General features: G+C 69.2%; 34 protein-coding genes. 11 read left to right on the top strand and 23 right to left on the bottom strand.

Going from position 1 to position 19,527, the window contains the following annotated elements; all coding sequences use genetic code 11:
• The first annotated feature begins 1 nt into the window (after position 1).
• Together ACIHCX_RS03415 and ACIHCX_RS03410 are read left to right on the top strand one after the other, a co-directional pair.
• Entirely contained in the window at positions 2-1,252 is a 1,251-nt protein-coding gene (locus ACIHCX_RS03415) for a PBSX family phage terminase large subunit (RefSeq protein WP_400026109.1), read from the top strand.
• An 83-nt stretch (positions 1,253-1,335) separates the two neighbouring features.
• Positions 1,336-2,940, top strand: coding sequence for a hypothetical protein (locus ACIHCX_RS03410; protein WP_400026107.1), 1,605 nt, complete (start codon positions 1,336-1,338; stop codon positions 2,938-2,940).
• Between the two features lie 298 nt (positions 2,941-3,238).
• Here the strand turns inward: ACIHCX_RS03410 and ACIHCX_RS03405 are convergent, their stop codons facing one another.
• The 5 genes from ACIHCX_RS03405 to ACIHCX_RS03385 are packed head-to-tail and all read right to left on the bottom strand — an operon-like array spanning position 3,239 to position 5,260.
• A complete protein-coding gene (locus ACIHCX_RS03405) occupies positions 3,239-3,673 on the bottom strand; it encodes a hypothetical protein (RefSeq protein ID WP_400026106.1) in 435 nt (144 codons plus the stop codon).
• 23 nt (positions 3,674-3,696) lie between these two features.
• The gene (locus ACIHCX_RS03400; RefSeq protein ID WP_400026104.1) at positions 3,697-3,882 is read right to left on the bottom strand and encodes a hypothetical protein; all 186 of its coding nucleotides are present in this window, start codon (positions 3,880-3,882) and stop codon (positions 3,697-3,699) included.
• On the bottom strand, positions 3,879-4,031 hold the full coding sequence (locus ACIHCX_RS03395) for a hypothetical protein (RefSeq protein ID WP_400026102.1): 153 nt from the start codon (positions 4,029-4,031) through the stop codon (positions 3,879-3,881). Before ACIHCX_RS03395 ends, ACIHCX_RS03400 begins: the two co-directional genes overlap by 4 nt.
• 30 nt (positions 4,032-4,061) lie before the next feature.
• Positions 4,062-4,892, bottom strand: coding sequence for a hypothetical protein (locus tag ACIHCX_RS03390; protein ID WP_400026100.1), 831 nt, complete (start codon positions 4,890-4,892; stop codon positions 4,062-4,064).
• An 8-nt stretch (positions 4,893-4,900) separates the two neighbouring features.
• On the bottom strand, positions 4,901-5,260 hold the full coding sequence (locus tag ACIHCX_RS03385) for a hypothetical protein (RefSeq protein WP_400026098.1): 360 nt from the start codon (positions 5,258-5,260) through the stop codon (positions 4,901-4,903).
• Positions 5,261-5,346: 86 nt separating this feature from the next.
• On the opposite strand from ACIHCX_RS03385, the gene ACIHCX_RS03380 reads away from it, so the two are divergent.
• The 5 genes from ACIHCX_RS03380 to ACIHCX_RS03360 are packed head-to-tail and all read left to right on the top strand — an operon-like array spanning position 5,347 to position 7,261.
• Positions 5,347-5,676, top strand: coding sequence for a hypothetical protein (locus ACIHCX_RS03380; protein ID WP_400026096.1), 330 nt, complete (start codon positions 5,347-5,349; stop codon positions 5,674-5,676).
• Positions 5,673-6,389, top strand: coding sequence for an endonuclease domain-containing protein (locus ACIHCX_RS03375; protein WP_400026094.1), 717 nt, complete (start codon positions 5,673-5,675; stop codon positions 6,387-6,389). Before ACIHCX_RS03380 ends, ACIHCX_RS03375 begins: the two co-directional genes overlap by 4 nt.
• Positions 6,386-6,796: a DUF6221 family protein gene (locus tag ACIHCX_RS03370; protein WP_400026091.1), complete on the top strand. Its 411-nt coding sequence runs from the start codon at positions 6,386-6,388 to the stop codon at positions 6,794-6,796. Before ACIHCX_RS03375 ends, ACIHCX_RS03370 begins: the two co-directional genes overlap by 4 nt.
• On the top strand, positions 6,796-7,008 hold the full coding sequence (locus ACIHCX_RS03365; RefSeq protein WP_400026089.1) for a hypothetical protein: 213 nt from the start codon (positions 6,796-6,798) through the stop codon (positions 7,006-7,008). Before ACIHCX_RS03370 ends, ACIHCX_RS03365 begins: the two co-directional genes overlap by 1 nt.
• Before the next feature lie 49 nt (positions 7,009-7,057).
• Entirely contained in the window at positions 7,058-7,261 is a 204-nt protein-coding gene (locus ACIHCX_RS03360) for a hypothetical protein (protein WP_400026087.1), read from the top strand.
• Here ACIHCX_RS03360 and ACIHCX_RS03355 read toward each other — a convergent pair whose 3' ends face one another.
• The 18 genes from ACIHCX_RS03355 to ACIHCX_RS03270 all read right to left on the bottom strand — a co-directional run bounded on the left by ACIHCX_RS03355 (position 7,262) and on the right by ACIHCX_RS03270 (position 16,848).
• Entirely contained in the window at positions 7,262-7,471 is a 210-nt protein-coding gene (locus ACIHCX_RS03355) for a hypothetical protein (RefSeq protein WP_400026085.1), read from the bottom strand. It abuts the gene before it with no gap.
• 96 nt (positions 7,472-7,567) lie between these two features.
• Positions 7,568-7,765 (bottom strand): hypothetical protein, encoded by a 198-nt coding sequence (locus tag ACIHCX_RS03350; protein WP_400026083.1) that lies wholly within the window; start codon positions 7,763-7,765, stop codon positions 7,568-7,570.
• Positions 7,766-7,818: 53 nt separating this feature from the next.
• Positions 7,819-8,064 (bottom strand): hypothetical protein, encoded by a 246-nt coding sequence (locus tag ACIHCX_RS03345; protein WP_400026081.1) that lies wholly within the window; start codon positions 8,062-8,064, stop codon positions 7,819-7,821.
• A gap of 12 nt (positions 8,065-8,076) precedes the next feature.
• The gene (locus tag ACIHCX_RS03340; RefSeq protein WP_400026079.1) at positions 8,077-8,577 is read right to left on the bottom strand and encodes a hypothetical protein; all 501 of its coding nucleotides are present in this window, start codon (positions 8,575-8,577) and stop codon (positions 8,077-8,079) included.
• Positions 8,574-8,759, bottom strand: a complete 186-nt coding sequence (locus ACIHCX_RS03335) for a hypothetical protein (protein WP_400026077.1) — start codon at positions 8,757-8,759, stop codon at positions 8,574-8,576. Before ACIHCX_RS03335 ends, ACIHCX_RS03340 begins: the two co-directional genes overlap by 4 nt.
• A 92-nt stretch (positions 8,760-8,851) precedes the next feature.
• Positions 8,852-9,091, bottom strand: a complete 240-nt coding sequence (locus ACIHCX_RS03330) for a hypothetical protein (RefSeq protein ID WP_400026075.1) — start codon at positions 9,089-9,091, stop codon at positions 8,852-8,854.
• Between the two features lie 35 nt (positions 9,092-9,126).
• Positions 9,127-9,528, bottom strand: coding sequence for a hypothetical protein (locus tag ACIHCX_RS03325; RefSeq protein WP_400026073.1), 402 nt, complete (start codon positions 9,526-9,528; stop codon positions 9,127-9,129).
• A 210-nt stretch (positions 9,529-9,738) separates the two neighbouring features.
• Positions 9,739-11,949 carry a hypothetical protein gene (locus tag ACIHCX_RS03320; RefSeq protein WP_400026071.1) on the bottom strand — a complete coding sequence of 737 codons (2,211 nt, stop codon included), beginning with the start codon at positions 11,947-11,949 and terminating at the stop codon, positions 9,739-9,741.
• 63 nt (positions 11,950-12,012) lie between these two features.
• Positions 12,013-12,621 (bottom strand): hypothetical protein, encoded by a 609-nt coding sequence (locus tag ACIHCX_RS03315; RefSeq protein ID WP_400026069.1) that lies wholly within the window; start codon positions 12,619-12,621, stop codon positions 12,013-12,015.
• Between the two features lie 22 nt (positions 12,622-12,643).
• Positions 12,644-14,041, bottom strand: a complete 1,398-nt coding sequence (locus tag ACIHCX_RS03310) for a hypothetical protein (protein ID WP_400026067.1) — start codon at positions 14,039-14,041, stop codon at positions 12,644-12,646.
• 50 nt (positions 14,042-14,091) lie between these two features.
• On the bottom strand, positions 14,092-14,310 hold the full coding sequence (locus tag ACIHCX_RS03305; RefSeq protein ID WP_400026065.1) for a hypothetical protein: 219 nt from the start codon (positions 14,308-14,310) through the stop codon (positions 14,092-14,094).
• Entirely contained in the window at positions 14,307-14,510 is a 204-nt protein-coding gene (locus ACIHCX_RS03300) for a hypothetical protein (RefSeq protein WP_400026064.1), read from the bottom strand. Before ACIHCX_RS03300 ends, ACIHCX_RS03305 begins: the two co-directional genes overlap by 4 nt.
• A 100-nt stretch (positions 14,511-14,610) precedes the next feature.
• Positions 14,611-15,135, bottom strand: a complete 525-nt coding sequence (locus tag ACIHCX_RS03295) for a hypothetical protein (RefSeq protein WP_400026063.1) — start codon at positions 15,133-15,135, stop codon at positions 14,611-14,613.
• A gap of 139 nt (positions 15,136-15,274) precedes the next feature.
• Positions 15,275-15,544, bottom strand: coding sequence for a PspA/IM30 family protein (locus tag ACIHCX_RS03290; RefSeq protein ID WP_400026061.1), 270 nt, complete (start codon positions 15,542-15,544; stop codon positions 15,275-15,277).
• 34 nt (positions 15,545-15,578) lie between these two features.
• A complete protein-coding gene (locus tag ACIHCX_RS03285) occupies positions 15,579-15,821 on the bottom strand; it encodes a hypothetical protein (RefSeq protein WP_400026059.1) in 243 nt (80 codons plus the stop codon).
• A gap of 174 nt (positions 15,822-15,995) precedes the next feature.
• Positions 15,996-16,199 carry a hypothetical protein gene (locus ACIHCX_RS03280; RefSeq protein WP_400026058.1) on the bottom strand — a complete coding sequence of 68 codons (204 nt, stop codon included), beginning with the start codon at positions 16,197-16,199 and terminating at the stop codon, positions 15,996-15,998.
• Positions 16,196-16,432, bottom strand: a complete 237-nt coding sequence (locus ACIHCX_RS03275; protein WP_400026056.1) for a hypothetical protein — start codon at positions 16,430-16,432, stop codon at positions 16,196-16,198. The genes ACIHCX_RS03280 and ACIHCX_RS03275 overlap by 4 nt, the downstream gene beginning before the upstream one ends.
• Positions 16,429-16,848, bottom strand: a complete 420-nt coding sequence (locus tag ACIHCX_RS03270) for a DUF6907 domain-containing protein (protein WP_400026055.1) — start codon at positions 16,846-16,848, stop codon at positions 16,429-16,431. Before ACIHCX_RS03270 ends, ACIHCX_RS03275 begins: the two co-directional genes overlap by 4 nt.
• Before the next feature lie 183 nt (positions 16,849-17,031).
• Here ACIHCX_RS03270 and ACIHCX_RS03265 point away from each other — a divergent pair, with 183 nt between their 5' ends.
• The 4 genes from ACIHCX_RS03265 to ACIHCX_RS03250 all read left to right on the top strand — a co-directional run bounded on the left by ACIHCX_RS03265 (position 17,032) and on the right by ACIHCX_RS03250 (position 19,452).
• Positions 17,032-17,298 carry a hypothetical protein gene (locus ACIHCX_RS03265; RefSeq protein WP_400026054.1) on the top strand — a complete coding sequence of 89 codons (267 nt, stop codon included), beginning with the start codon at positions 17,032-17,034 and terminating at the stop codon, positions 17,296-17,298.
• A 136-nt stretch (positions 17,299-17,434) separates the two neighbouring features.
• A complete protein-coding gene (locus tag ACIHCX_RS03260; RefSeq protein WP_400026053.1) occupies positions 17,435-18,196 on the top strand; it encodes a helix-turn-helix domain-containing protein in 762 nt (253 codons plus the stop codon).
• A 274-nt stretch (positions 18,197-18,470) separates the two neighbouring features.
• Entirely contained in the window at positions 18,471-19,238 is a 768-nt protein-coding gene (locus ACIHCX_RS03255) for a hypothetical protein (RefSeq protein WP_400026051.1), read from the top strand.
• A gap of 55 nt (positions 19,239-19,293) precedes the next feature.
• On the top strand, positions 19,294-19,452 hold the full coding sequence (locus tag ACIHCX_RS03250; protein ID WP_400026050.1) for a hypothetical protein: 159 nt from the start codon (positions 19,294-19,296) through the stop codon (positions 19,450-19,452).
• The last annotated feature ends 75 nt before the right edge of the window (positions 19,453-19,527 follow it).

The raw sequence follows: 19,527 nt of genomic DNA, 5'->3' as shown, positions 1-19,527 counted from the left end.
CGTGCTCGAGGCCCTTCCTTTGTCACGGAAGCAGATCAGGTCTGTCGCCGAGTCGACGACGAAGATCTCCTGCTGGGAGGGTGCTATCCGTTCGGGGAAGACGATCGCTTCCCTGCTGAAGTGGCTGATCTTTATTGCGCAGGCGCCGACGACGGGCGAGCTCGTCATGATCGGCAAGACTGCGCAAACTATCCACCGGAACCTATTCCTCCCCATGCAGGACCCGGCCCTGTTCGGCGACATCGCGAAGCTGATCCACTACACGCCGGGCGCGCCGACGGCGACGATCCTCGGCAGAACAGTGCACGTCATCGGCGCGAACGACGCCAAGAGCGAGCCCAAGATCCGCGGCATGACGGTGTGCGGCGCCTACGTGGACGAGGTCACGCTCATCCCGCAGATCTTCTTCGAGCAGCTGTATGGGCGCATGTCGGTGAAGGGCAGTCAGCTGTACTGCACGACCAACCCCGACAATCCGGCGCACTGGTTCATGCGGGACTGGCTGTCACAGGTCGGGAAGAAGCCGGTGAGCCGGTTCTCGTTCACGATCGACGACAACCCGTTCCTCGACCCCGACTACGTCGAGGACATGAAAGCCTCCCACGAGGGTCTCTTCTACCGTCGCTTTATCTTGGGCGAGTGGGTGGCCGCCGAGGGCGCCATCTACGACTCGTGGGACCGGGACCGGCACATCGTCACCAGCCTGCCCCGCGAGGGCATCCACAAGTGGATCAGCCTCGGCGTGGACTACGGGACAAGTAACCCGTTCCACGCCGTCTTGCTGGGGCTCGGCCGGGACCGCCGGCTGTACGCAGCGGCGGAGTGGCGATACGAGGCGCGGCAGACGAAGCGGCAGCTCACCGACACCGAATACTCGACACGGCTCCGGGCCTGGATGCAGGACGTTCCCGACATCGGCGTGGTGCGCCCGCAGTTCATCACCGTCGACCCGTCCGCCGCCTCGTTCGTGACGCAACTGAAGCGGGACAAGCTCACCCCGACCCCGGCGAAGAACGACGTCATGGACGGCATCCGCGTCGTCTCCAGCCTGCTCGCCGCGAACAAGCTCCTCGTCCACGAGTCGTGCAAGGCGCTGATCCAGGAGATCGGCGGCTACTCGTGGGACGACAAGGCCGCCCTCCGCGGCGAAGAGAAACCGATCAAGGTGGCGGATCACGGCGTGGACGCCCTCCGCTACGGCATCTTCACCACCCGCCCCTTGTGGCAGCGCCAGCTCGCCCTCGCCGCATAGACCAGGAAGGACACGTCATGCCGCTGCCTCCGTCTGGAAATGTCCCGTGGCCGCCGCCGCAGCTGGAGGTCCCGCATGCGGACATGAACATGTGGCAGGCCTGGTATTCGGGCAACACGGATCATCTGGCCGCGGTGTACGGGGGTCCGGCGAACTACCGCAGCAACGCTGTGGCCCGCCAGTTCTTCGAGGTGGATCAGCGGCGTGCGGCGGGTGGTGAGGAGCTGCGCATGTTCTGGGGGCAGCCGGCTGCGCCCGGGCAGCAGGCTGCGAAGCTGCACATCCCGCTCGGCGGGGACATTGCGGAGATGAGCGCGAATCTGCTGTGGACGGATGTGCCGACGGTGACCGTCGACGCCGACTCGGTCAGCGACAAGGCGTTGGCGAAGTCGACGACGGATCAGATCAAGCGATACCTGGACGACCGCGGGCACGCGAAGATGCGTGAGGCCAGCGAGATGACCGCGGGTTTGTCGAACGTCTATCTGCGGGTGGTGTGGGACCGGGCGCTGCGCCCGCGGCCGTGGACGGATGTGATCGCGGCGGAGGCGGTGGTGCCGACGTGGCGGTGGGGTGAGCTGGCTGAGGCAATCGTGTGGCGCGAGCTGCTGCCTCTGAAGGACGAGAACAAGGTGTGGCGGCTGCTGGAGTTCCACACGCCCGGCGCGATCGAATACGGCCTGTACGAGGGCACGGTGGACACGCTCGGCATGCGCATGGATCTCGCCGACCATCCCGACACCGAGTACCTCGTGAAGCGCACCGACAGCCAGGGACGCCAGTCGACGGGCATCGACCGGCTGCTGATCACCCACCTGCCGAACATGCTGCCGAACCGGCAATGGGACGGCATCCCCGACACCGCGCCGCTCGGCCGCAGCGACTTCGCCGGCATCGAGCCGATGATGGACGCCCTCGACGAGACGTGGACGTCGTGGATGCGGGATCTGCGGCTGGGCAAGAGCCGGATCATGCTGCCGCAGTCGATGCTGGACACCGACGGGCCCGGCACGGGCGGCTCGTTCAATCTGGACAAGGAGCTGATCGTCGGCCTCAACATGCTCGACGAGGGCAGCAAGGACGCCATCACCGAAGTACAGTTCACGATCCGAGTCGACGAGCACGAGCGGACGTCCAAGGCGCTCCGCAACCAGATCCTCAGCAGCGCCGGCTACTCCGGCCAGTCCTACGGCGACGAGGGCAGTGTGGCGGTGACGGCGACGGAGGTCGCGGCGCGGAAGGAGCTGTCGCTGTCGACCCGCGGTCTGAAGATCCTGTACCAGCGGCCGGCCTTGTTGCAGCATCTGACGACGATGCTGATGGTGGATGTCCGGCATTGCGGCGCGAAGGGCGTCGACCCGGCAGCCGAGCTCACGGCGTCGTGGCCGCAGGCGGTGCAGCCAGACCAGGAAGCCACCGCGCGCACCCTGCAACTGCTCGACAGCGCGGGGGCGATCAGCACGTACATGAAGGTCAAGCTGCGCAGCCCGGAGCTGGACGAGGCCGACGTGCTGGCGGAGGTGCATCGGATCATCGCCGAGAAGGACGGGGCGACCGTCCCGGCCGGGGACCCGTACAACACGGGCGAGGACCCGAACGCCGGGGACGAGCCGGCGGACCCGGCTCCAGAGGATGCGGCGCAGCCCGGAGCGGACGAGGAGCCGGTCGATCTGACGCGGGCGGCGTGAGGTGGGCGGGGGCTCGCGCGGGTGTCAGCGGCGGCGGACGCCCTTACGCGCCGGAAGACGACGGTAGCGGACGACGGGGCCGCCCTTCGTGGCGTGCGCCTTCGCCCTGGCATAGCGCCGGAGCTTCGGCGAGGCGAAAAAGAAACGCCACTGGCTGAGCCTTGGAGGCGAACGGCTTGTGTCGCTTCCCAGGCATGGAACCACCTCCTCAGGTTGATCCTCCCCACCAGTCTGCCCGCTGCCGCGCACGCGTGAGGGCCCACCCCGGTGACAGGGCAGGCCCTCGGCGGTGGTGCCGTCAGGCGTCCGTCCACTCCTTGCCGCTGCGCTCCTCGTATGCAGCGCGGAACGACTGCTCGTGTTTGCGGATCTCCTCAACGACCCTCTCGGCGATGTCGGCGCCGACCAGGCCACGGAACCGGGGCTCGTCGGGGTCTTCGCCTGCGACGCTACGCTTGCCGTACAGGAGGCAGCCGCCGTCGGGGTCGAACCCGTAGGTGAGGTAGACCTCGACGTGCTTGCCGTCGCTGCTGGGCTTGAGGTCGATGTTGTAGGTGCGGGCGTCACGGCCGGGCGTGTCAGGGTCGGTGAATTCAGCGAAGCCGGTCATGTGATCCACGTCGACGCAGGAGCCGGGCTTGTCGTAGTCGAAGGGCACCATCTCGACGCCGAGTCCGGATGCTTCGAGGGCGATTGCGGCTTCGAGGATGGCGTGGGCTTGGCGGAGGCGCATGGGGTAATCCTGTCGGGTCGCGGTCAGTAGTGGTAGTGGTCGGACGGGTCGTCGGGTTCGGTGTCGTAGACGGCATCCCAGTAGGCAGCGTCCTCCCTCGCGGCTTCCCTGGCGGTCTCCTCCCACCGGCCGTCGGGCGGGCCAGGCTCCACCAACGGCTCGACGGGGGCGGGCGGGAGCGGGGCGGTCATGCGCGGCGGGGAGGTCACTGGCGGGCCTCCCGCTTCCAGGTGTTGCGCTCGGAGCGCTTCACGCGGCGTCGGGCGGTGGTGCGCTGCTTGCCGGGCGGCTGGCCGCAGCAGTGGCAGTCGCGCCCACCGGGACCGTCCGGGCAGCGGCGGCCGATCATGCGGGGCATCGGGGCTCCTTGCGGGTGGGGCGGGCTGGATCAGGCATCTTCGGAAGCGGTAAGCCGGGCGAGGGCTGCCGGGTCGGCACCCGTAGTCAGAGCGCGCTCAACAGACCAGCCTTGGCGCAGACGCTGCCCCACGAGGTGTCGCTTGAGCCCCAGTACCTCAGACCAGGCCGCGACGGGCATGACCCTCCCCCGCCACGTGATGTTGCGGTTGCTGCGCCGGTTGCGCTGCTGCTCGATCTGCGTGGCCCATCGACAGTTGCCAGGCTCGTAGTTGCCGTCGTTGTCGATCCGGTCCAACGTCAAGTCTGGAGAGAACGCGGGGCCCATATCAGCGGCGAAGTTGTCGAACGACTTCCACCGTTCACAGACACCGATGCCGCGACCGCCGTAGTCGGGGTACGCCTTGTTCTTCGGATTGCTCGTCCGGTCGATCATGTTTCGCCAGCGGCGATACAGGGGGTTGTCGTTGAGGCCGTGGCGTGTGGCATGACGTGCTGCGGCCTCACGCTGCAGGCATCCACAGGACTTGGTGCCACCCCGTCTGAGGTCGCTGCCTGACTTCACGGTGTCTTTGCCGCAGTCGCAGCGGCAGAGCCAGAGCACATCCAGCTTCGCGTTGCGTCCGGCCTCTTCGATGGCGAGCAGTCGCCCGAATCGCTGGCCGACCAGGTCGAGCTTCGACCCCTTGGCGCAACCACACGACTTGACCTCGCCGCACCTGAGCGCAGTACCGGTCTTGATGGTCTCGGTGCCGCAGTCGCAGCGGCACAGCCAGGCCGGGCGTCGCCCCATGTTCTCGGCTTCGCCGATGACGGTCAGGCGGCCAAACCGCTGGCCCATCAGGTTGATCTTCGGTGGCACAGTTTCTCCTAGGTAAGTGCGGCGGCGAGGCGAGCGACAGCAGCGCGATACTCGGCCTTGCGCGGGTTGTACGCCGCGAGCAGCCGGCGCAGCTGGTTGCGGGTCCAGCGGGTAACGGTGCGGGTGATGCGGGCACGTCCGCCGGCCGTGGTACGGCGGGTACGAGCGACCTGGGCGGGGGCGAGACCGATCCGCTTGGCGGCGGCCTTCATGCCGGACGCGGCACCGGAGGCGGTCTGCGCGTCGACGCCGGCCGCGATGAGGTGCGTGGCGATCGAGCGGGGCCGACGCTTACAGGAGGCGACGAGGCGGTTCGCGGTGGCGCGGGCCTTCAGCGCTGCCCTGCGGGTGCGGTTACTGTCGATCATCTGGTCCCCCTCAGTGCGACCCACTGCCAACTTTCTTGGCACTTCGATGATGACACGACCCACCCTCAGAGTGCAACATAGTTGGCATGACGAATCGACAGAGCGACGCCCACTCAGTTGGCAGCGAGCTGCCTATCGACTTGGCACCCGCCCGTGAGACCATCTGGGACATGACGCCACGCCCCGACTCGCAGACCGAAGCCGCTTGGCTTCGCAAGCTCGACCGAGCAACCACCGCCCACGAGAAGGCCAGGGCCACGCTCGACGAGCTCGTCGCCGACGCGCGCGCCGCTGGCGTCCCCCTCATGACCATCGCCAAGCACACGCCGTACAGCCGCGAGTGGGCACGGAAGATCGCCGACCGCATCGACAAAGAGCGGGCCGCCAAGAAGGCCGCGGCCGAGGAGGGCGCGTGACGGCAACCGCCATGCATCAGCGCCCGAGGAAGTCCCGTTGCGGTCATAGGCTCTACGGCCTGAGCTGCCAGGACTATGACCGACTCATCGCCCACGCCAACGGCGCCTGCCAGATCTGCGGAGCGAAGCCAGAACAGACAGGGCACGGCTTCCTGGTCGTCGACCACGACGACACAGTCGGCCAATGGGCAGTGCGCGGCCTCCTCTGCCAGGACTGCAACTCAGCCCTGCCGATGGGGGCCAAGCCCGCTTGGGCGGCCGACTACCTTGCCCGGCCCTGGTGGAAGCTGGAGCTCGCACGGCTGGGCGCCTCTGCCGAGCCCGCGCCGGAGCCGCCGATCGGGTCCATGGTCGCCGTGCACGGCTTGAACTTCCGCCGTGACGAGGACGGCTGGAAGCACGTAGCCGGCTTCGGCGGCACGCCCCGCACCTGGGAAGAGTTGAACCGGCGCTACGTTCCCCACCGGATCGAGGTGCTGGCGGTACCCCAGGTGGACGACGCTTCCGGGTGGCCCCGCCCTCAGCGGGTCGCCTACGTGATCTCGGCCCTGCGTGCAGGGGTGAAGCCTTCGGAGGTGACCCGCGTGTCCGGTTGGACCTACGCCACTGTCCGCAAGCTGGCCCGTGCCGCCGACATCCAGCCCGACGAGCGGTACGAAGAACGAGCCGCCCGACTCCGCAAGCCCGCCCCCGACACCGGGAGCAGCGCATGACCGACACCCTGCCCGACTGGCTGCACGCCCAGCTCGACGAGGACGAGCAGATCGCGCGGCGCGCGGGCGACAGCTTCCGACAGGTCGGCGAGACTGGCGTCATCGTCGCCACCGAAGGCGACCGTGCGGAGGAGTGCGCTTCGGCGAACTGGGCCGGCATCGCCGAGCACATCGCCGAGCATGATCCGGCGCAGGTGCTGCGCGAGATCGACGCCAAGCGGCGGACGCTGGAACGGCACTCGCCGCACAGCAGCGGATCAGTCGACTGTTCGATGCGCTGCGAGCGGGCGCACCCCGGCGTGCAGGTCTGCAACCACGACGGCCGCCGCTGGCCATGCCCAGACGTCATCGACCTGGCCTCGGTGTACAGCGGCAGGCCCGGCTACCGCGAGGAGTGGCGGCCCTGATGTTCAAGACCGAGGAGACCCGCCGCATCCGACTGAAGGGCGGCACCCGCGTCCACGACGTGCCCGTCCCGCATACCCGGCCGATGGCGACCGCGTGCGGTAAGCGGATTCGGCTCTTCGATGCCCGGGGCCGTCTGCTGGATCGGCCGCTCTCCAGCACGGACAACATCGCCGTAACCTGCCCGGCCTGCCTGCGGGTCACGGCGGTCTGATTCCCCCGTTCCCGCCCCGCTCCCCCGCGCCGCGCGCGACACTGCGTTCATGGCGATCCGGATCGGGGTGCACGCGGACAGCGAGGACGAGTGCGTCGAAGGCCTCGCACGGCTGGTGGATGCCGGTTACGTGCCGGTGATGCTGCCGGTGCTGCTCACCGACAACCGGTGGATGGCCCGCGCCGTACCCGCACCCACGACGAAGGCCCCGACCGGGGATCACGACGGTCGGGGCCTTGGCGTGTCTGGCTGATCAGGCGGTCTGCTGCTCGCGGATGTCGCGGACGACGCCGCTGGGTGCGATCTCCAGGACGGTGCCGCAGTCGCCGCAGGTGTGCTCAACACTGCCGTCGCCGCACGGCTTCGGGGTCATGTCCGCGTCGCAGCAGACGGGGGTGTCGTCGTGGCCGGCGTCGTCGCCGATCTCGAGCTCGGAGCCGTAGCTGGTGGTGGGGTTGGACATCAGGGTCTCCTTCGTTGGGTGTTGTCCTGGCCGCGGGTGGCGGTCGGGGGCTTGCTGTGTCTGGCTAGGGAAGGGCGCCTGGCGGGAACGCGGCTCCTACCTGGCCCAGGGCCGGGGCTCGTAGTCGGCTGCTGCGCCGAGGATCTGGAAGGCGACGTCGCGCCCATCGAGTCCGGCTTCTTCGGCGTCGCGGACGAGCTGGTCGGCCTTCTTGCTGCTGCCGCGGCCGAGGAGTCCGCCGCGCTGCAACTGGCGGCCGGCTTTGCGGATCTGGTCGGGGGTGGGCTTGGGCATGGGTTCTCCTTCGGTCAGATGGATCGGGCGTGTGCGAGTTCAGCGGCCAGCGCTCACTTCTCGCGCAGCGAGTAGCTCAGGATGGTGACGTCGGCGACGGGGATGCCGTTGGTCTGCGCGTACCAGTTGGTGAGCCCTGCGAGGAGGGATCCCACGGTGGCGCCGGGCTGTGTGTCGTAGCTTCCTTCGATGCGCTGGGATTCGAAGCGCCCGCGGTGCGCGGGTCCGCGTTTGAATGTGGCGTCCCACGCGTAGCGGCTTGCGGTGAGCGGGGTGTTCGGGTTGCTGTAGTCGGCCATGCGTGGTTCTCCTTACTTGCTGCGGGCGTGTGCGAGGTCGGCGGCGCGCCCCAGGTAGAGCAGGGGCAGGCGCGGGCCGCGCTGCGAGTCGTGCCAGGACCCGATCGCGTCCGCGTCGCGGAAGTCCCGGCGGATGGCCTCGAGGAGGACGGCGCACGCGTCGTCGGCTTGGCCGCGGCTGGAGGCTTCAGCGCGGATGTGGCCGATGGAGCAGGCGCGGGCGCCGTCATGGAGCTGGCCGGTGCACGAGCCGTCCCGTTCCATCCGCTGCCGGGCCCGCCACAGCACCGCGGCGAGCGGCGTCGAGTACGGACACGGGGCGGCGGCCGGCACGATCAGCGGCGGGGCGGTCACCTCGGGCAGCGGCTCGGCGGAGGGGATGTGCGCTGTGTTCACATCGATCGCGGTGTGGGCGAGTTCGATGCGCTCTTCCATGAGGGCGCCGCGGAGTGCGAGCCGGGCGTCGAGGTCGAGGACGGGCGGCGCGGTGCGGGTTGCGGTCGCGGCGGTCATCGGCGGGACTTCCCGTCGCCCAGGCACACTCCGCAGGTCACCTTGCGCTGCACCCCGCCGAACGCGGTCCAGTTGGCGCCCTTGCCGGAACAGTGCCAGCACAGGCCGCGCATGTTCGCTTCGTTCGGCGAGAGGCTGCCGTTCTGGGCCTCCCACTGCTGGTCGGTCATGCGAGCTGTCATGATGAGGGTCTCCTCGTTCGATCTTGATTCGGGTTGAGGGGACCGGGGCGCCCCTGGTCGCTTCCAGGCATTCGAGGGGCGCCCCGGCTCAGCTACTTGGGGTTGCGGTGGCAGGTGCGGGCGTGCTGTGCGGCGTCCCGCTCGGTGGCGTCGTAGTCGACGAGATCGGCCTGCGCTTCGTTCGACCAGTTGGTGACCTTGAATAGGCCCGGACCGCAGCCGGTGCATCGGTAGAAGCGGCCGTTGCCAGCGATGCCTGCCAGCAGGCCACCGGCGTGCAGCGTGACGGTGCCTCCGCCCGGGGTGCTGTAGCTGGCGATCGTCTTCGCCATGGGGTCCTCCTCCTTGATCGGTTGGGTGTTGCGGGTCAGACGCGCCAGCCGCCGATGCGGCGGGTGCGCGGGTCCTCCCCCTGCGCGGCGAGCTTCTCCAGGGCGCGGATCTCCGCCTCGTCCAGCGGCGCGCTGTGGTTGCGGCCGAGCGGGGCACCGACCCGGGAGAGGGGCTCACCGAAGGCGCGCATGTCGGCGGGCCGGGTGTCGTAGACGGGGCCCCAGTTCCGGCAGAGCTCGGTGGCGGTCATGCCGCCTTCGGTGCGCGGCGTGCCGGTGAGCCTGGACCGCTCGGTGAACACGTAGACGCGGCACATCTGGTCGTCCTCGAACCGGGCGCGGCTGGTGTCGATGTCGGCGATCACCCAGTAGGGCTTGCCGAGCTCGACTTGGCGGGCGAACTTCTTCTCGTCGCGGGGCTGCCACTCCTTGGGCATGATGGGATCTCCAATCCTGTTTGTGTGGGTTTGTTCGGGTGGACATGCGGTGGTTTGCACCCGGACGTCCCCCCGGACGGGGGGTGGACGCGACCCGGGTCACGTCCGGGTCGGCAAGATCAACGCCCGGGGGGCGTCCGGGGGGCAGTCCGGGCGTAACGTGCATTTCGGGTGGGCCTGTCCGGGGTGTATCGGGTCAAACCGACCCGGTCAGTTGCCTTCCAGCAGATCGAGGGCGTCGACGATGTCGGCCCGCTTGTAGCCGTTCACCCGCCCCGTCTTGTGCGGAACCGTGATCTTCACCGTTCCGCCGGCCCCGGCCGCCCGCAGCAGCTCGCCGAGGCGTTCCTCCGCCATGCCGCCGCCGATGATCTCGGCCATCTCGTCGAGCTGCGCGACGTCACGGCCGAGGTCGTTCATGGCGATCAGGCAGCCGCGGCAGGCGTCCATCTGCATCCGCTGCTCCGGCGTGTGGTTGATGACGTTCCGGCCCGGAACCCCGTCCCGCTTCGGCCCACCAGCCGCCGACGACAACCCGGTCGCGTTGAGGAGGTGCCGCTCGATCGGGTCGTCCCACTGCCCGGCCAGACGACCCGCGCCCTCGCGGATCTTCGCCGCCTTCTCCAACAGCATCGTGATCTCGCCGCGCTCATCCTGGTCAATGTCAAAGCTGCGGGCCTTGTCAGTGACGGCGGCGAACGGGTTCACCAGCCAACCCAGACCCGGCCGCGGCGGGTCGAACTTAGAGGCGTCACGCCCCATGCCAGACGAGCCCTTGCCAAGAATGGCGTTGGACTGCTCGGCACTGTCGACGCGCATCGCCCACTTCGTGGTGAGGTTGATCGCCAGTTCGGTCGGGATGACATCCACAGACGGGTACTGCGTGATGACCACCATGAGGATTCCGGCCCCAGCCGCGACTGATGCGAGCAGCACCAGCTTCTCGAGGATCTCCTCCCGGAGAGGCTTCTTCGGGCGCGTGTACGTGGCCAACTCGTCGATGACGAGGAGCTCAATGCCGCCGATCTGCTCGATCACAGGAGCCACCAGCTTGCTCTTGCCGAGCCGGCCGAGCTCGGCTTCCCGCCGGTCCTTGTCGGCGACAAGCGCGTCCAGCAGGGCCAGCAGCCGCTCCGGGCTGGGCTTGAAGTAGGTAGAGGCGATCCCAGCCTTGGCGTAGGGGTCCCATTCAGCGTTCTGCTTGCCAGCGACGACGCGCAGGTTGATGCGCGGGTCGAAGGTGGAGCCGACGGTGAGGTTGGAGGCGCCGACACCCTTGCCGGAGCGGGTGCCTCCGCCGATGACGATGTTGGAGGTGCTGATCGGCAGCTTGATGGTGTTGCCGCGCTTACCCCAGCCGACCGGCACGCCTTCCTTGAAGGCGTCGAGCTGCGTCGCGCTCGTGAGCAGCGGCGAGGGCCGGGTGTTCTCGAACGGGTCCTCGTCGGTGATCCACAGGCTGGTGCGGACGGCGCTGCCCGCCTTCTCGATGTCGACCATGGTGGAGTCGCGCTTGATGGCTCCGGCGAACTCTTCAATCTTGTTCTGGAGGCTGGCGACCGTCTGCCCTGCGGGCAGGTCGAACACCACCGTCGTGTTCCCGTCCTTACCTCGTTCCGGGACGGCGAGGATCTGCAGCTGGTCGTCGCCGCGCATCATGCCGATCTTCCGGAGGGCTTCCTCAAGCTGCGGCACCGTGAGCGCGGGCGGCGGCGGCGCGTCGAACACCCGGCCCACCGGCGCTGCCTCCGGCTTCGTCAGGTCGATCGGTGCGGCCAGCGTCTGCGCCGGGATGTTCGGGGCAGGTGCAGGCTGGCCGGCGTCGAAAGGGCGGGAGACGAGGTACCAGCCGTAGCCGGCCGCGGTGCCGAGCGCGGCGAGGAGGAGCGGCTGACCGTGGGCGGTCATCTCGACGGCGCTGCCCAGCATGGGGAAGGAGGCGAGCCCGCCACCGGCGAGTATCGCGGCGCGCTTGGCCTTCAGGTGGGTGCGGACGTTGGCGATCTCACGGGGGGTGGGCGGCAGGACGGGGGTGGCCTGGAGGACGGCGAGCTTGGTCTGCTCGGCGGCGACCTGTCCGGCGAGGTGGCCGTGCTGCCCGGGGTTGCCGCCCTGCTCGGCCTGGGCCTCTGCCGTGGCGTGCCGGTGCCGCAGGTGGGTGAGGTGCCGCTGCTTGTTGGCGATCTTCTCGCCGTGCTTGTGCTGCTTCCGCTGCTCGGCGAGCTGCGCGGCCTCGTCGTCGTCGAGGTCGTTGACGGCCAGCCAGTCCTTCCCGCGGGCGGCGGCGTGGCCGCGCTGCTCGGCGAACGCCGTCTTGATGCGCTCGATACGGGACGGGCCGGCGGTCTCCTTCTCCTGCTGCTGCGCCTCGTCGGCGGGCTTCTGCTCGACGTTCTTGGTGGGCTCGACTTCGGTGGCCACTGGCCTGGTCCTTCCTGGGGTTGAGGGGGGCGGGGCCCGGCGGGTGCCGGGCCCCGGGGGTGGCTAGAGGCCGCCGATGACGCCGCCGAGGGAGCCGACGCCGCTGTTGGTGATCTGGTGGATCATGGTTCCGATGACGGTTCCGCCGACCGCGACACCGAGGAACAGGACGGCGACGAGGTCTCCGACCGCCAGGTGCTTGTGCCGCACCCGGAAGAACACGATGGTTCCGAAGAGGAGGATCGCCACCACGCCGGCACCAATGGCGACGCCGCCGCCGGCCTGGGTGCTGATCTGCTGCTGGTTGTAGCCGGCGGGGTACTGCGGCTGCTGGTTGTACGGGTTCTGCAGCGGGGAGCCGGACCCGTCGGGGGTGAGGCCGGAGTCGATGCCGTTCGTGCCGCCCGGATTGGTGTCGTCCCGGTAGGCGACGGTGGTGACGGTGTCGATGTGCTCGCCGCTGGCGTGGTGGCCGTAGCCGCCCATGCCGGTGATCCGCATCGTGCGCCCGTCGGGCAGGGTCACGGGGGCGGTCACGGACTCGTGGGCGACGGTCCGCGCCTCGGCCGCGGAAGCGGTCGGCGCGGCGGCGGTGGTGATCGCGGCGGCGCCTCCGAGGAGGGCCACGGCCGCGCCGCCCGAGACGGCAATCTGACGAAGGGTGCTGTTCATGCTGATCTCTCCTGAGAGTGGGTTAGTTGTCGTTCGGGCGGGTGCTCTTGGCGGCCTTCGAGCGGCGCAGCAGGTCGCCGTGTGCGCGGCCGGCGGCGCGGTGGTAGCGGGGTGTGTCGCCGGCCTTCCGGACGGGCGGAACGGGCTTGTTCGAGGAGCGGGGTGTTTGGGCGCCACGCTGCGCGTTCTTGTTCTTGCTGAGGGTGTTCACGGGGGTGCCGGAGAGGGCGGATTCGACGCGCGCTTCGGCCTTGCGGCGGGCGGTGATGGACTCGATGGACTCGCCCGGATCGCAGCCCTGGATGTTGCGGTAGGCGCGCGCCCAGACAGCCTCGGTGACGGTGACTTCGCCGACCGCCGCAGCGATCTTCTCCGCCTCGTCCCACACGTCCGGGAACTCTTCGGCGCGGGCGCCGGCGAGCATGTCCGCTGCCTCCGCGGCGGCCTTGTTCGCGGCCTCCTGCTCCGCCCGCTTCTGCGCCTCCTCGGCAGCCTTCTGCGCGGCCTTCGCACGCTCCGCCCTCCGCTGCGCCTTGCGCTCCTTCCGGGACAGGGCACCGTCGCGCTTGCGGATGCGGCCGTGCTCGTGGAGGTCCCACACGCCGGGGCCGGCGATCGACGCGAACGCGGTCGCGAGAGCCGTGCCCGGGTCGAAGGAGTGGAGGCCGTGGTACAGGTTCACGCCCGCGGCGAGGAACGAGAGCAGCCAGACGATGGTGCGGTAGTGCCACACCGGGCGCCGGTTCGCGACAGCGGCGTGCGCGCCGCGGTGCACGACCCACGCCGCGCCTTCGAGCATGATCGGGGCGGCGGCCATCCATGGCGCCTTCGGGTTCCAGAAGAAGCTCATCTGGACGGGCAGGGAGACGATGCCGCAGACGACCGCGAACCGGATCGCGTAGGACCGCCACTTGTCGTCCGCCGTCTTGATCTCCTCGGCGGCCTCGTTCTCGGCGGCCTGCTGCTCCTGGTCCTTCCGCTCGGCGTCAGCGCGGGCGCGGTCAGCGTCCGCCTTGCGCTTCCGACTCTCGGCGATCCGCGCCTCCGACGCCTCCTTCTCCTCGGTCTCCTTCCGCTCGGCGCGGTCGTTGGCGAGGCGAGTCTTGCGGGCGTCCTCCGTGGCCTTGATCCGGATTGCCTCGGCCTCGGCGTCGGCTCGCTTGAGGGCGGCTTCCTTCTCGGCTTCGGCGGCGAGGCGGCGCTCCTCGGACTCCGCCCAGGCCTTCGAGCGGATCGCCTCCGCTTCGGCCTGCGCGATCAGGTCGTTGTCGGGCTGCGCCGCGGCCGGCTTCGTCTCGACCTCGGGTGCGGGCTCGGGGATCTCGGGGGTGGGGGTGGCCTCTATGGGCTGCCAGTCCCCCAGCATGGGCAGGGCTGGCGGCCGGGCTTGGCCGTTCACCGTCGACGGGCTGGCAGTCATGGCGGATTCGGTCCCTTCAGGTCAGTGGGTGATCAGGTAGGTGGCGACGATCAGCGGGAGCGGCGCGAGGCGCCCGTCTCGGTGGGGGTGCGGTGGTCGATGACGGCGGCGGCGACCAGGAACGCGCCCACGGCGGCGATACCGGCGGCCAGGACGGAATGCGTCACGCCTTGCACGACCAGCAGGACGACAATCGCCAGCAGCACCAGCGCCATCTCCCGGCGGGCCGGACGCTCACGGTTGAAGGAGGCGAGGAAACGCACGGTCACACCGCCTTCAACTGGTCGGCGGTGTAGCCGCGGTAGCCCTTCACGGCCTCCGTGAACCGGCCGTCGATGCCCTTCACGCCGATCAGCCCGCCGGACAGGCTGCCGTCGTCGACGACAGTGCCGGTCTTGCCGACCGTGCCGGCGTTCTCCTCGTCGGCGGCGACCACGATCACGCGGTCGCCGATCTTGAATGCGCCCATCACGGGCTCCTCTCAGGGTGGTTGGGGTTGGTGCGGTGCGCGCCCCGGGCCCGATTCGGTCGGGCGCCCTCACGGCGTGGATGCCGGGGCTGAGTGCCGGTCAGGGGCGCGGGCCGTGGGTGCGGGCGAACTCGGCCCCGGCGGTCAGCAGGTCGCTGACCTCCGCCCACGTCCGGGACCGCTTCTCCGACCACACGCGGGCGATCGCGAACGACGTGCCGAGGTAGGCGGCGACGAGGGTGTCCAGCACCCGGTCTCCAACCACGTGCGTGTCCTGGTCGCCGATGGCGTCCTCGGCCCGGAACATCGCGGACATCAGGGTGATCGGGCCGCGGTCGACGGTCATGTCGCGCACGGCACGGAGCACGCCGAGGAGGATGGTCTTCACGGACATGGACTCGTCGGCCTCGGGGAGTTCCGGGTCGGTGTCGTCGGTGGTGCGGATCCAGCCGCGCTTCTTCAGCACCTCGCGTGCCGCTTCGAGGTGGGCGGCGACGTCGGCGCCGGTCACCTGCATACCGGACAGGCCTGTCCAGAAGCGGGGTTCGGCGGCGGCCTTCTCGGCTGCCTTGGCGGTGACGGCGGGGTCGGCCAGTAACCGGGCCAGCGTGGCGGTGTCGGACATGGGTTCTCCTTCGTGTGGTCGGGTTGCGGTGCGTGCCCTGGCTCCGGCGTGAGCGGCGCGCACCGGGTTCGTGCGGGCCAGGGCTGGTGCCGGGCGGCGGTCGGGGGGAGTTGACGACCACCGCCCGGCGGTCTGGTGGTCAGGCCGCGGCTCGCTTGGCCTTCAGCTCGCGCACCTTGCTCTCCAGGCGCCGGACGTCGTCCCGGAGCCGGTCGATGGTGGCCTGCTGCTGGTCGACGGTCGTCTGCTGCCGTTCGGCGTGGTCCGCGGTGGTGCGGAGCGTCTCTGTGGCGCGGGTGATCAGCAGGACGGCGGTGGGGTGCGGCAGGTCCGGGTTGGTGATGTCGGCGGCTTCCACGCCGGAGATCACCTGGCGGGCGTCGCGGACACGCAGAGCGGTCAGGTCCATGAGGGTCCTCTCGGGTAGGTATTCGGCGGGGTGGTCAGGCGGCGGCCGGGTACTTGAAGCCGTCGAACTCGTCCAGCAGCGCCGGCCCGGCGGCGAGACGGATCTGCGCCATCCGGGCCCGGTCGCCGGACGCGACCGCGGCGGCGTAGTCGGCGAATAGGTCGGAGATGCTGAGCACGCGGGCCTCGGCGTCCAGCGGGGCGATCATCGTGGTGGCGCGGACGTGCAGGCCGATCTCGGTGCGGCCCAGGTCGGCGGAGAACAGGTACGGAGACATGCGGGATCACGGAACCTCTCGGTCAGGTGGAGCTTGGGGGTTGGGGGCCGCGGTGGCGGGACTGGCGTGGGCGTCGACCGCCACCGCGGCGGATCGGGGGTCAGCGGGTGGGGTGCTCGCTGCGGTCGTTCTTCTCGCGCAGCTTCCGGAGCATCGCTTCGCGCTCGGCGTCGGTCACGACGCCTCCCGCACGAGCTCGAGGTGCCGGCGACCGGCGGGCTGGTAGGTGACGAAGCAGGTCCCGAGACGCTGCCCGGTGGCCACGTCGGTGACGGACACCCGCAGCAGCGGGCTGCCGTCCAGCAGTTCGGCCACGGAGCCGATCACCTCGTCCGCCTTCGCCTGCGCCGCGGTCAGACGGTCCAGCTCGGCGCTCACGACGCGGCCTCGATCCGGCAGCGGCACATCGCCAGTTCGTCCTGCACGCACAGCAGCTGGTCGAAGTCGGCGGACGTCACGGCGGTGGCCGACAGGCGGCGGCAGGTAGCGGACACGTCCGCCGACCGGGACACCATCGCGGCCATCAGCTCAGGCGCCAGACGCTGCTCCAGACGAGCCTTCGCCTCCAGCGAGGCCGGCGGCAGCGGGGCGGTGGGGATGAGGGCGGTCATGCCGTCACCCCCCGCATGGCGCTCGCCATGGCGCGGATGTTCCGGGCGAAGGCGACGAGGTTGTCGGCGAACTGCTCGGCGTGCTCGGCGTCCATGTAGGAGTCCTCGCCGCTGCTGCCGTCCTCGACGAAGATGAACGGCCGTCGCATGTCGTCGTCCTCGCTGAACGAGTCCAGTCCGAGACGGGCGTAGGCCAGGAGGCTCGGCGTGCCGTTGCGGCGGGGCGCCTCCAGGTCCGCGAAGGCCCCGGAGTGCCACACGTCCACGAGGAACTTCTGGCTGTCGCGGACGTGGTCGATCGTGCACCACGTCGGGCATTCGAGGTAGACGGTCTGGCCGTCGACGACTGCCGGAACGATGTGGCGGTCGGTGAGCGGTGCCGGCTGGTCAGCCGGAGGTTGTACGGTTGTGCTCATGGTTCGGTCTCCCTCTTGGGTAGGGCGTCTGACCTAGGCCTCGCTTCGGTGTTCGCAGCACCGGGCGGGGCCGTTTTGTTGGCGCTTGCCGTGCCAACGAGCTCCACCGTAGGGAACATGGTGTTCCCTCGTCAAGCGCTAGGGCCTAGGCAGTCTCAATTGGTTCGCGTAACGTCATGCCACATGACGATCGACGCAGGAATGGCGGGTGGAACACTGTGCTCCATGGATAAGCGATCACTGGAGCAGATGGCGCAGCGGTACAGGAAGGCGATGGCGCGAACGGAGATCCTGCGCCAGGAGTTGGCGGCAGCCATCTGCATGGCGGACGCCGACGACGTGCCACAGAAGGACATCTGCGAGGCGACGGGGTACACCCGTCAGCAGGTGCGCCGCATCGTGCTGGCCGGCGAGCCCGAGGATGATGGGGCTACTCCTCCAGCGCCGTAAGTCTCCGTGATCCGTCATGTCCATACGGTGACATCGCGGCGTCATCGGCCGCGATGGCTTTCCGGGCGACATCCCGGTGTCATCGGGGGCGACATTCCGGTGTCATCTCCAGCCGATTGCGGCTACCGTATGAGACATGACGACCCCAAACGCCACGCTTCGGGCGGTGCGTATCTCCATGCTCCTGAGTCAGGACGACTTCGCCAGGGCACTCCGGGAGGCCGGAGCGCGAGCAGGGGATCGCGTCGACGCAAGCAAGCGCCTCATCCAGCGCTGGGAATCCGGCGCCATAACCGTGCCCAGCCCCCGCTACGCCCGAGCCCTTGAAGCTCTCACCGGCATGCCGATCGACTCCCTCGGCTTCGCCTCCCCGGCCATGGCCCGAGTCGCAGACGACGGCGCAGGCGGCCACGATGTCCAACCGTCCACCGCCGGAGTCGCCGCGCCAGGCCCGGGCCCCACACCGCTGGCCTCACCGCGCGCCAACTACTCCGGCGTCTGGCTGTCCCGCTACGAGTTCTTCTCCAGCGGCCGGGACTCCAGCTTCGTCGGCATGCACTACGTCGTCCTGCTCCAGCACGGCAACCGGCTGACCGTGCGCTCCCTGCCCAGCGCCTCGTCCAACCCCGAATCGCCGCTCACGATGGACCTCACCGTGGACGGCAGCGTGATCACTGGAACGTGGGTCGAGCAGACCGCACAGGACGGCTACTACCGCGGCGCCCGCTATCACGGCGCCATCCAGATGCTCATCGAGCCGACCGGCACCCGCATGGCCGGCAAGTGGGTCGGGTTCGGTAAGGACATGGACGTCAACACCGGGCCATGGGAACTGCGACTCCAGGACGCGTCAACGAACCAGGCGACCATCGCGAAGTACAGTCGCCCGCCCCAGTGACCGCCATCGGGCATCAGGCAATTCCCGGCAGGAATAGGTCACTTCAGGCTCTGGCGCCACATAGAATGTCCAGAAAAAGCAAAGGCCGGACGGGTGCGAACCGTCCGGCCGATTGCTTATCGAGCGGGGCTCCACCCCCGCTGCATGCGCACCCACTGGCGATTGAGGCGCTCTGCGTCTCGACCTCTCTAGAAAGTCGAGCAGTAACGGTGACTGTACAGACTGACATCCTTCATCGCCACCGCGAGGCCGCCCGGTGAAGGTCATACGCACGATGCCGCCCGACGGCTGGGTTCCCGTAGCGAACACCACCGCGCAGAACCATCAGCTCAGCTGGCGAGCCCGCGGCCTGCTCCTCGAGCTGCTCAGCTACCCCGACGGATACGACATCACGTTCGACCGCCTGATGGCCCGAGCCAAGCTGGCCGGCGGCAACTGCGAGGGGCGCGACGCAATGCGCAAGGCCATGCAGGAACTGGAGAGGGCTGGCTTAGTCGCCCACGTCCGTAAGCGAGTCAAGGGCGAGGTCGGCAACCGGATCGCCTGGACAACCGTGACTGTCGTGAGCGACTCTCCCGAAGCACTCGACCGGGCTACTGGTTTTCAGGAAGCCGGAGATTCAGGAGGACAGTCGTCCAGCATGACGGCGGAGCAGGAACTCTCTAACAAGACGGACTCTAGTAATACGGATCATCAAGACGCTGCCGGCCAACATTCCTCCTCGCTCGCCTTCGCTCGCGAGGGGCAGCAGGCACGCGCGCAAGATCGCCGCACGAATCTCGAACGGCTCTGGTCCGTGGTCGACCGGCTCGACGAGCTGCAACTCCGCAACGCCCTGCTGGACTTCGAGCGGAAGCGGCCAACGATCTACCGGGAATGCAGGCAGGCAGCGATCAGTCAGTTCCAGAACGGTGACGTCCACGTCCTCAAGGGCGAGAGCAGGGGGCTGGCCGCGGACCGGCTGAGCTACAAGTACGCGATCCAGCACTACGACAGCCGGCTGCCGCCGTGGATCGTGAAGCATCTGCGCGACGCTGCCTGACCGCCAGACTCCTCCGCCGCTACCCTGCCTCCCCGACCGACGAGAGGGGGACACAGTGGCGGAGGAGCCGACGCCGGGCCCGCTGGATACGGAGATGCGGTGGGCGACGTTGCCGGACGGGACGCGGATGCTGATCGCGGCGCAGCGCGGCTTGTCGCAGGATGAGGTGGATCTGCTGGCAGCCCGACTGTGGCAGGAGATGCCGGACGGGTAGCGGGCCGGTCCTGGTTGGAGCGCGACACGGCGGCGCGCATGCTCCTCGCGCAGGGGTTGGGGCTGGACGCCCCGC

It is taken from the genome of Streptomyces sp. NPDC052043, from assembly GCF_044548235.1.
In the GTDB taxonomy this organism is placed as follows: Bacteria; Actinomycetota; Actinomycetes; order Streptomycetales; family Streptomycetaceae; genus Streptomyces.
This window is presented reverse-complemented; position numbering and strand designations above follow the sequence as displayed.

Bases quoted from the DNA above. Each gene is read 5' to 3' on its own strand.
- ACIHCX_RS03275 (WP_400026056.1), bottom strand. From the start codon at position 16,432: ATGACCGCCCTCATCCCCACCGCCCCGCTGCCGCCGGCCTCGCTGGAG.
- ACIHCX_RS03325 (WP_400026073.1), bottom strand. From the start codon at position 9,528: ATGCCCAAGGAGTGGCAGCCCCGCGACGAGAAGAAGTTCGCCCGCCAA.
- ACIHCX_RS03385 (WP_400026098.1), bottom strand. From the start codon at position 5,260: ATGATCGACAGTAACCGCACCCGCAGGGCAGCGCTGAAGGCCCGCGCC.
- ACIHCX_RS03260 (WP_400026053.1), top strand. From the start codon at position 17,435: ATGACGACCCCAAACGCCACGCTTCGGGCGGTGCGTATCTCCATGCTC.
- ACIHCX_RS03270 (WP_400026055.1), bottom strand. From the start codon at position 16,848: ATGAGCACAACCGTACAACCTCCGGCTGACCAGCCGGCACCGCTCACC.
- ACIHCX_RS03290 (WP_400026061.1), bottom strand. From the start codon at position 15,544: ATGGACCTGACCGCTCTGCGTGTCCGCGACGCCCGCCAGGTGATCTCC.
- ACIHCX_RS03365 (WP_400026089.1), top strand. From the start codon at position 6,796: ATGTTCAAGACCGAGGAGACCCGCCGCATCCGACTGAAGGGCGGCACC.
- ACIHCX_RS03350 (WP_400026083.1), bottom strand. From the start codon at position 7,765: ATGCCCAAGCCCACCCCCGACCAGATCCGCAAAGCCGGCCGCCAGTTG.
- ACIHCX_RS03355 (WP_400026085.1), bottom strand. From the start codon at position 7,471: ATGTCCAACCCCACCACCAGCTACGGCTCCGAGCTCGAGATCGGCGAC.
- ACIHCX_RS03310 (WP_400026067.1), bottom strand. From the start codon at position 14,041: ATGACTGCCAGCCCGTCGACGGTGAACGGCCAAGCCCGGCCGCCAGCC.
- ACIHCX_RS03285 (WP_400026059.1), bottom strand. From the start codon at position 15,821: ATGTCTCCGTACCTGTTCTCCGCCGACCTGGGCCGCACCGAGATCGGC.
- ACIHCX_RS03360 (WP_400026087.1), top strand. From the start codon at position 7,058: ATGGCGATCCGGATCGGGGTGCACGCGGACAGCGAGGACGAGTGCGTC.
- ACIHCX_RS03345 (WP_400026081.1), bottom strand. From the start codon at position 8,064: ATGGCCGACTACAGCAACCCGAACACCCCGCTCACCGCAAGCCGCTAC.
- ACIHCX_RS03405 (WP_400026106.1), bottom strand. From the start codon at position 3,673: ATGCGCCTCCGCCAAGCCCACGCCATCCTCGAAGCCGCAATCGCCCTC.
- ACIHCX_RS03265 (WP_400026054.1), top strand. From the start codon at position 17,032: ATGACGATCGACGCAGGAATGGCGGGTGGAACACTGTGCTCCATGGAT.
- ACIHCX_RS03410 (WP_400026107.1), top strand. From the start codon at position 1,336: ATGAACATGTGGCAGGCCTGGTATTCGGGCAACACGGATCATCTGGCC.
- ACIHCX_RS03380 (WP_400026096.1), top strand. From the start codon at position 5,347: ATGACGAATCGACAGAGCGACGCCCACTCAGTTGGCAGCGAGCTGCCT.
- ACIHCX_RS03330 (WP_400026075.1), bottom strand. From the start codon at position 9,091: ATGGCGAAGACGATCGCCAGCTACAGCACCCCGGGCGGAGGCACCGTC.
- ACIHCX_RS03315 (WP_400026069.1), bottom strand. From the start codon at position 12,621: ATGAACAGCACCCTTCGTCAGATTGCCGTCTCGGGCGGCGCGGCCGTG.
- ACIHCX_RS03255 (WP_400026051.1), top strand. From the start codon at position 18,471: ATGCCGCCCGACGGCTGGGTTCCCGTAGCGAACACCACCGCGCAGAAC.
- ACIHCX_RS03340 (WP_400026079.1), bottom strand. From the start codon at position 8,577: ATGACCGCCGCGACCGCAACCCGCACCGCGCCGCCCGTCCTCGACCTC.
- ACIHCX_RS03370 (WP_400026091.1), top strand. From the start codon at position 6,386: ATGACCGACACCCTGCCCGACTGGCTGCACGCCCAGCTCGACGAGGAC.
- ACIHCX_RS03395 (WP_400026102.1), bottom strand. From the start codon at position 4,031: ATGCCCCGCATGATCGGCCGCCGCTGCCCGGACGGTCCCGGTGGGCGC.
- ACIHCX_RS03295 (WP_400026063.1), bottom strand. From the start codon at position 15,135: ATGTCCGACACCGCCACGCTGGCCCGGTTACTGGCCGACCCCGCCGTC.
- ACIHCX_RS03335 (WP_400026077.1), bottom strand. From the start codon at position 8,759: ATGACAGCTCGCATGACCGACCAGCAGTGGGAGGCCCAGAACGGCAGC.
- ACIHCX_RS03300 (WP_400026064.1), bottom strand. From the start codon at position 14,510: ATGGGCGCATTCAAGATCGGCGACCGCGTGATCGTGGTCGCCGCCGAC.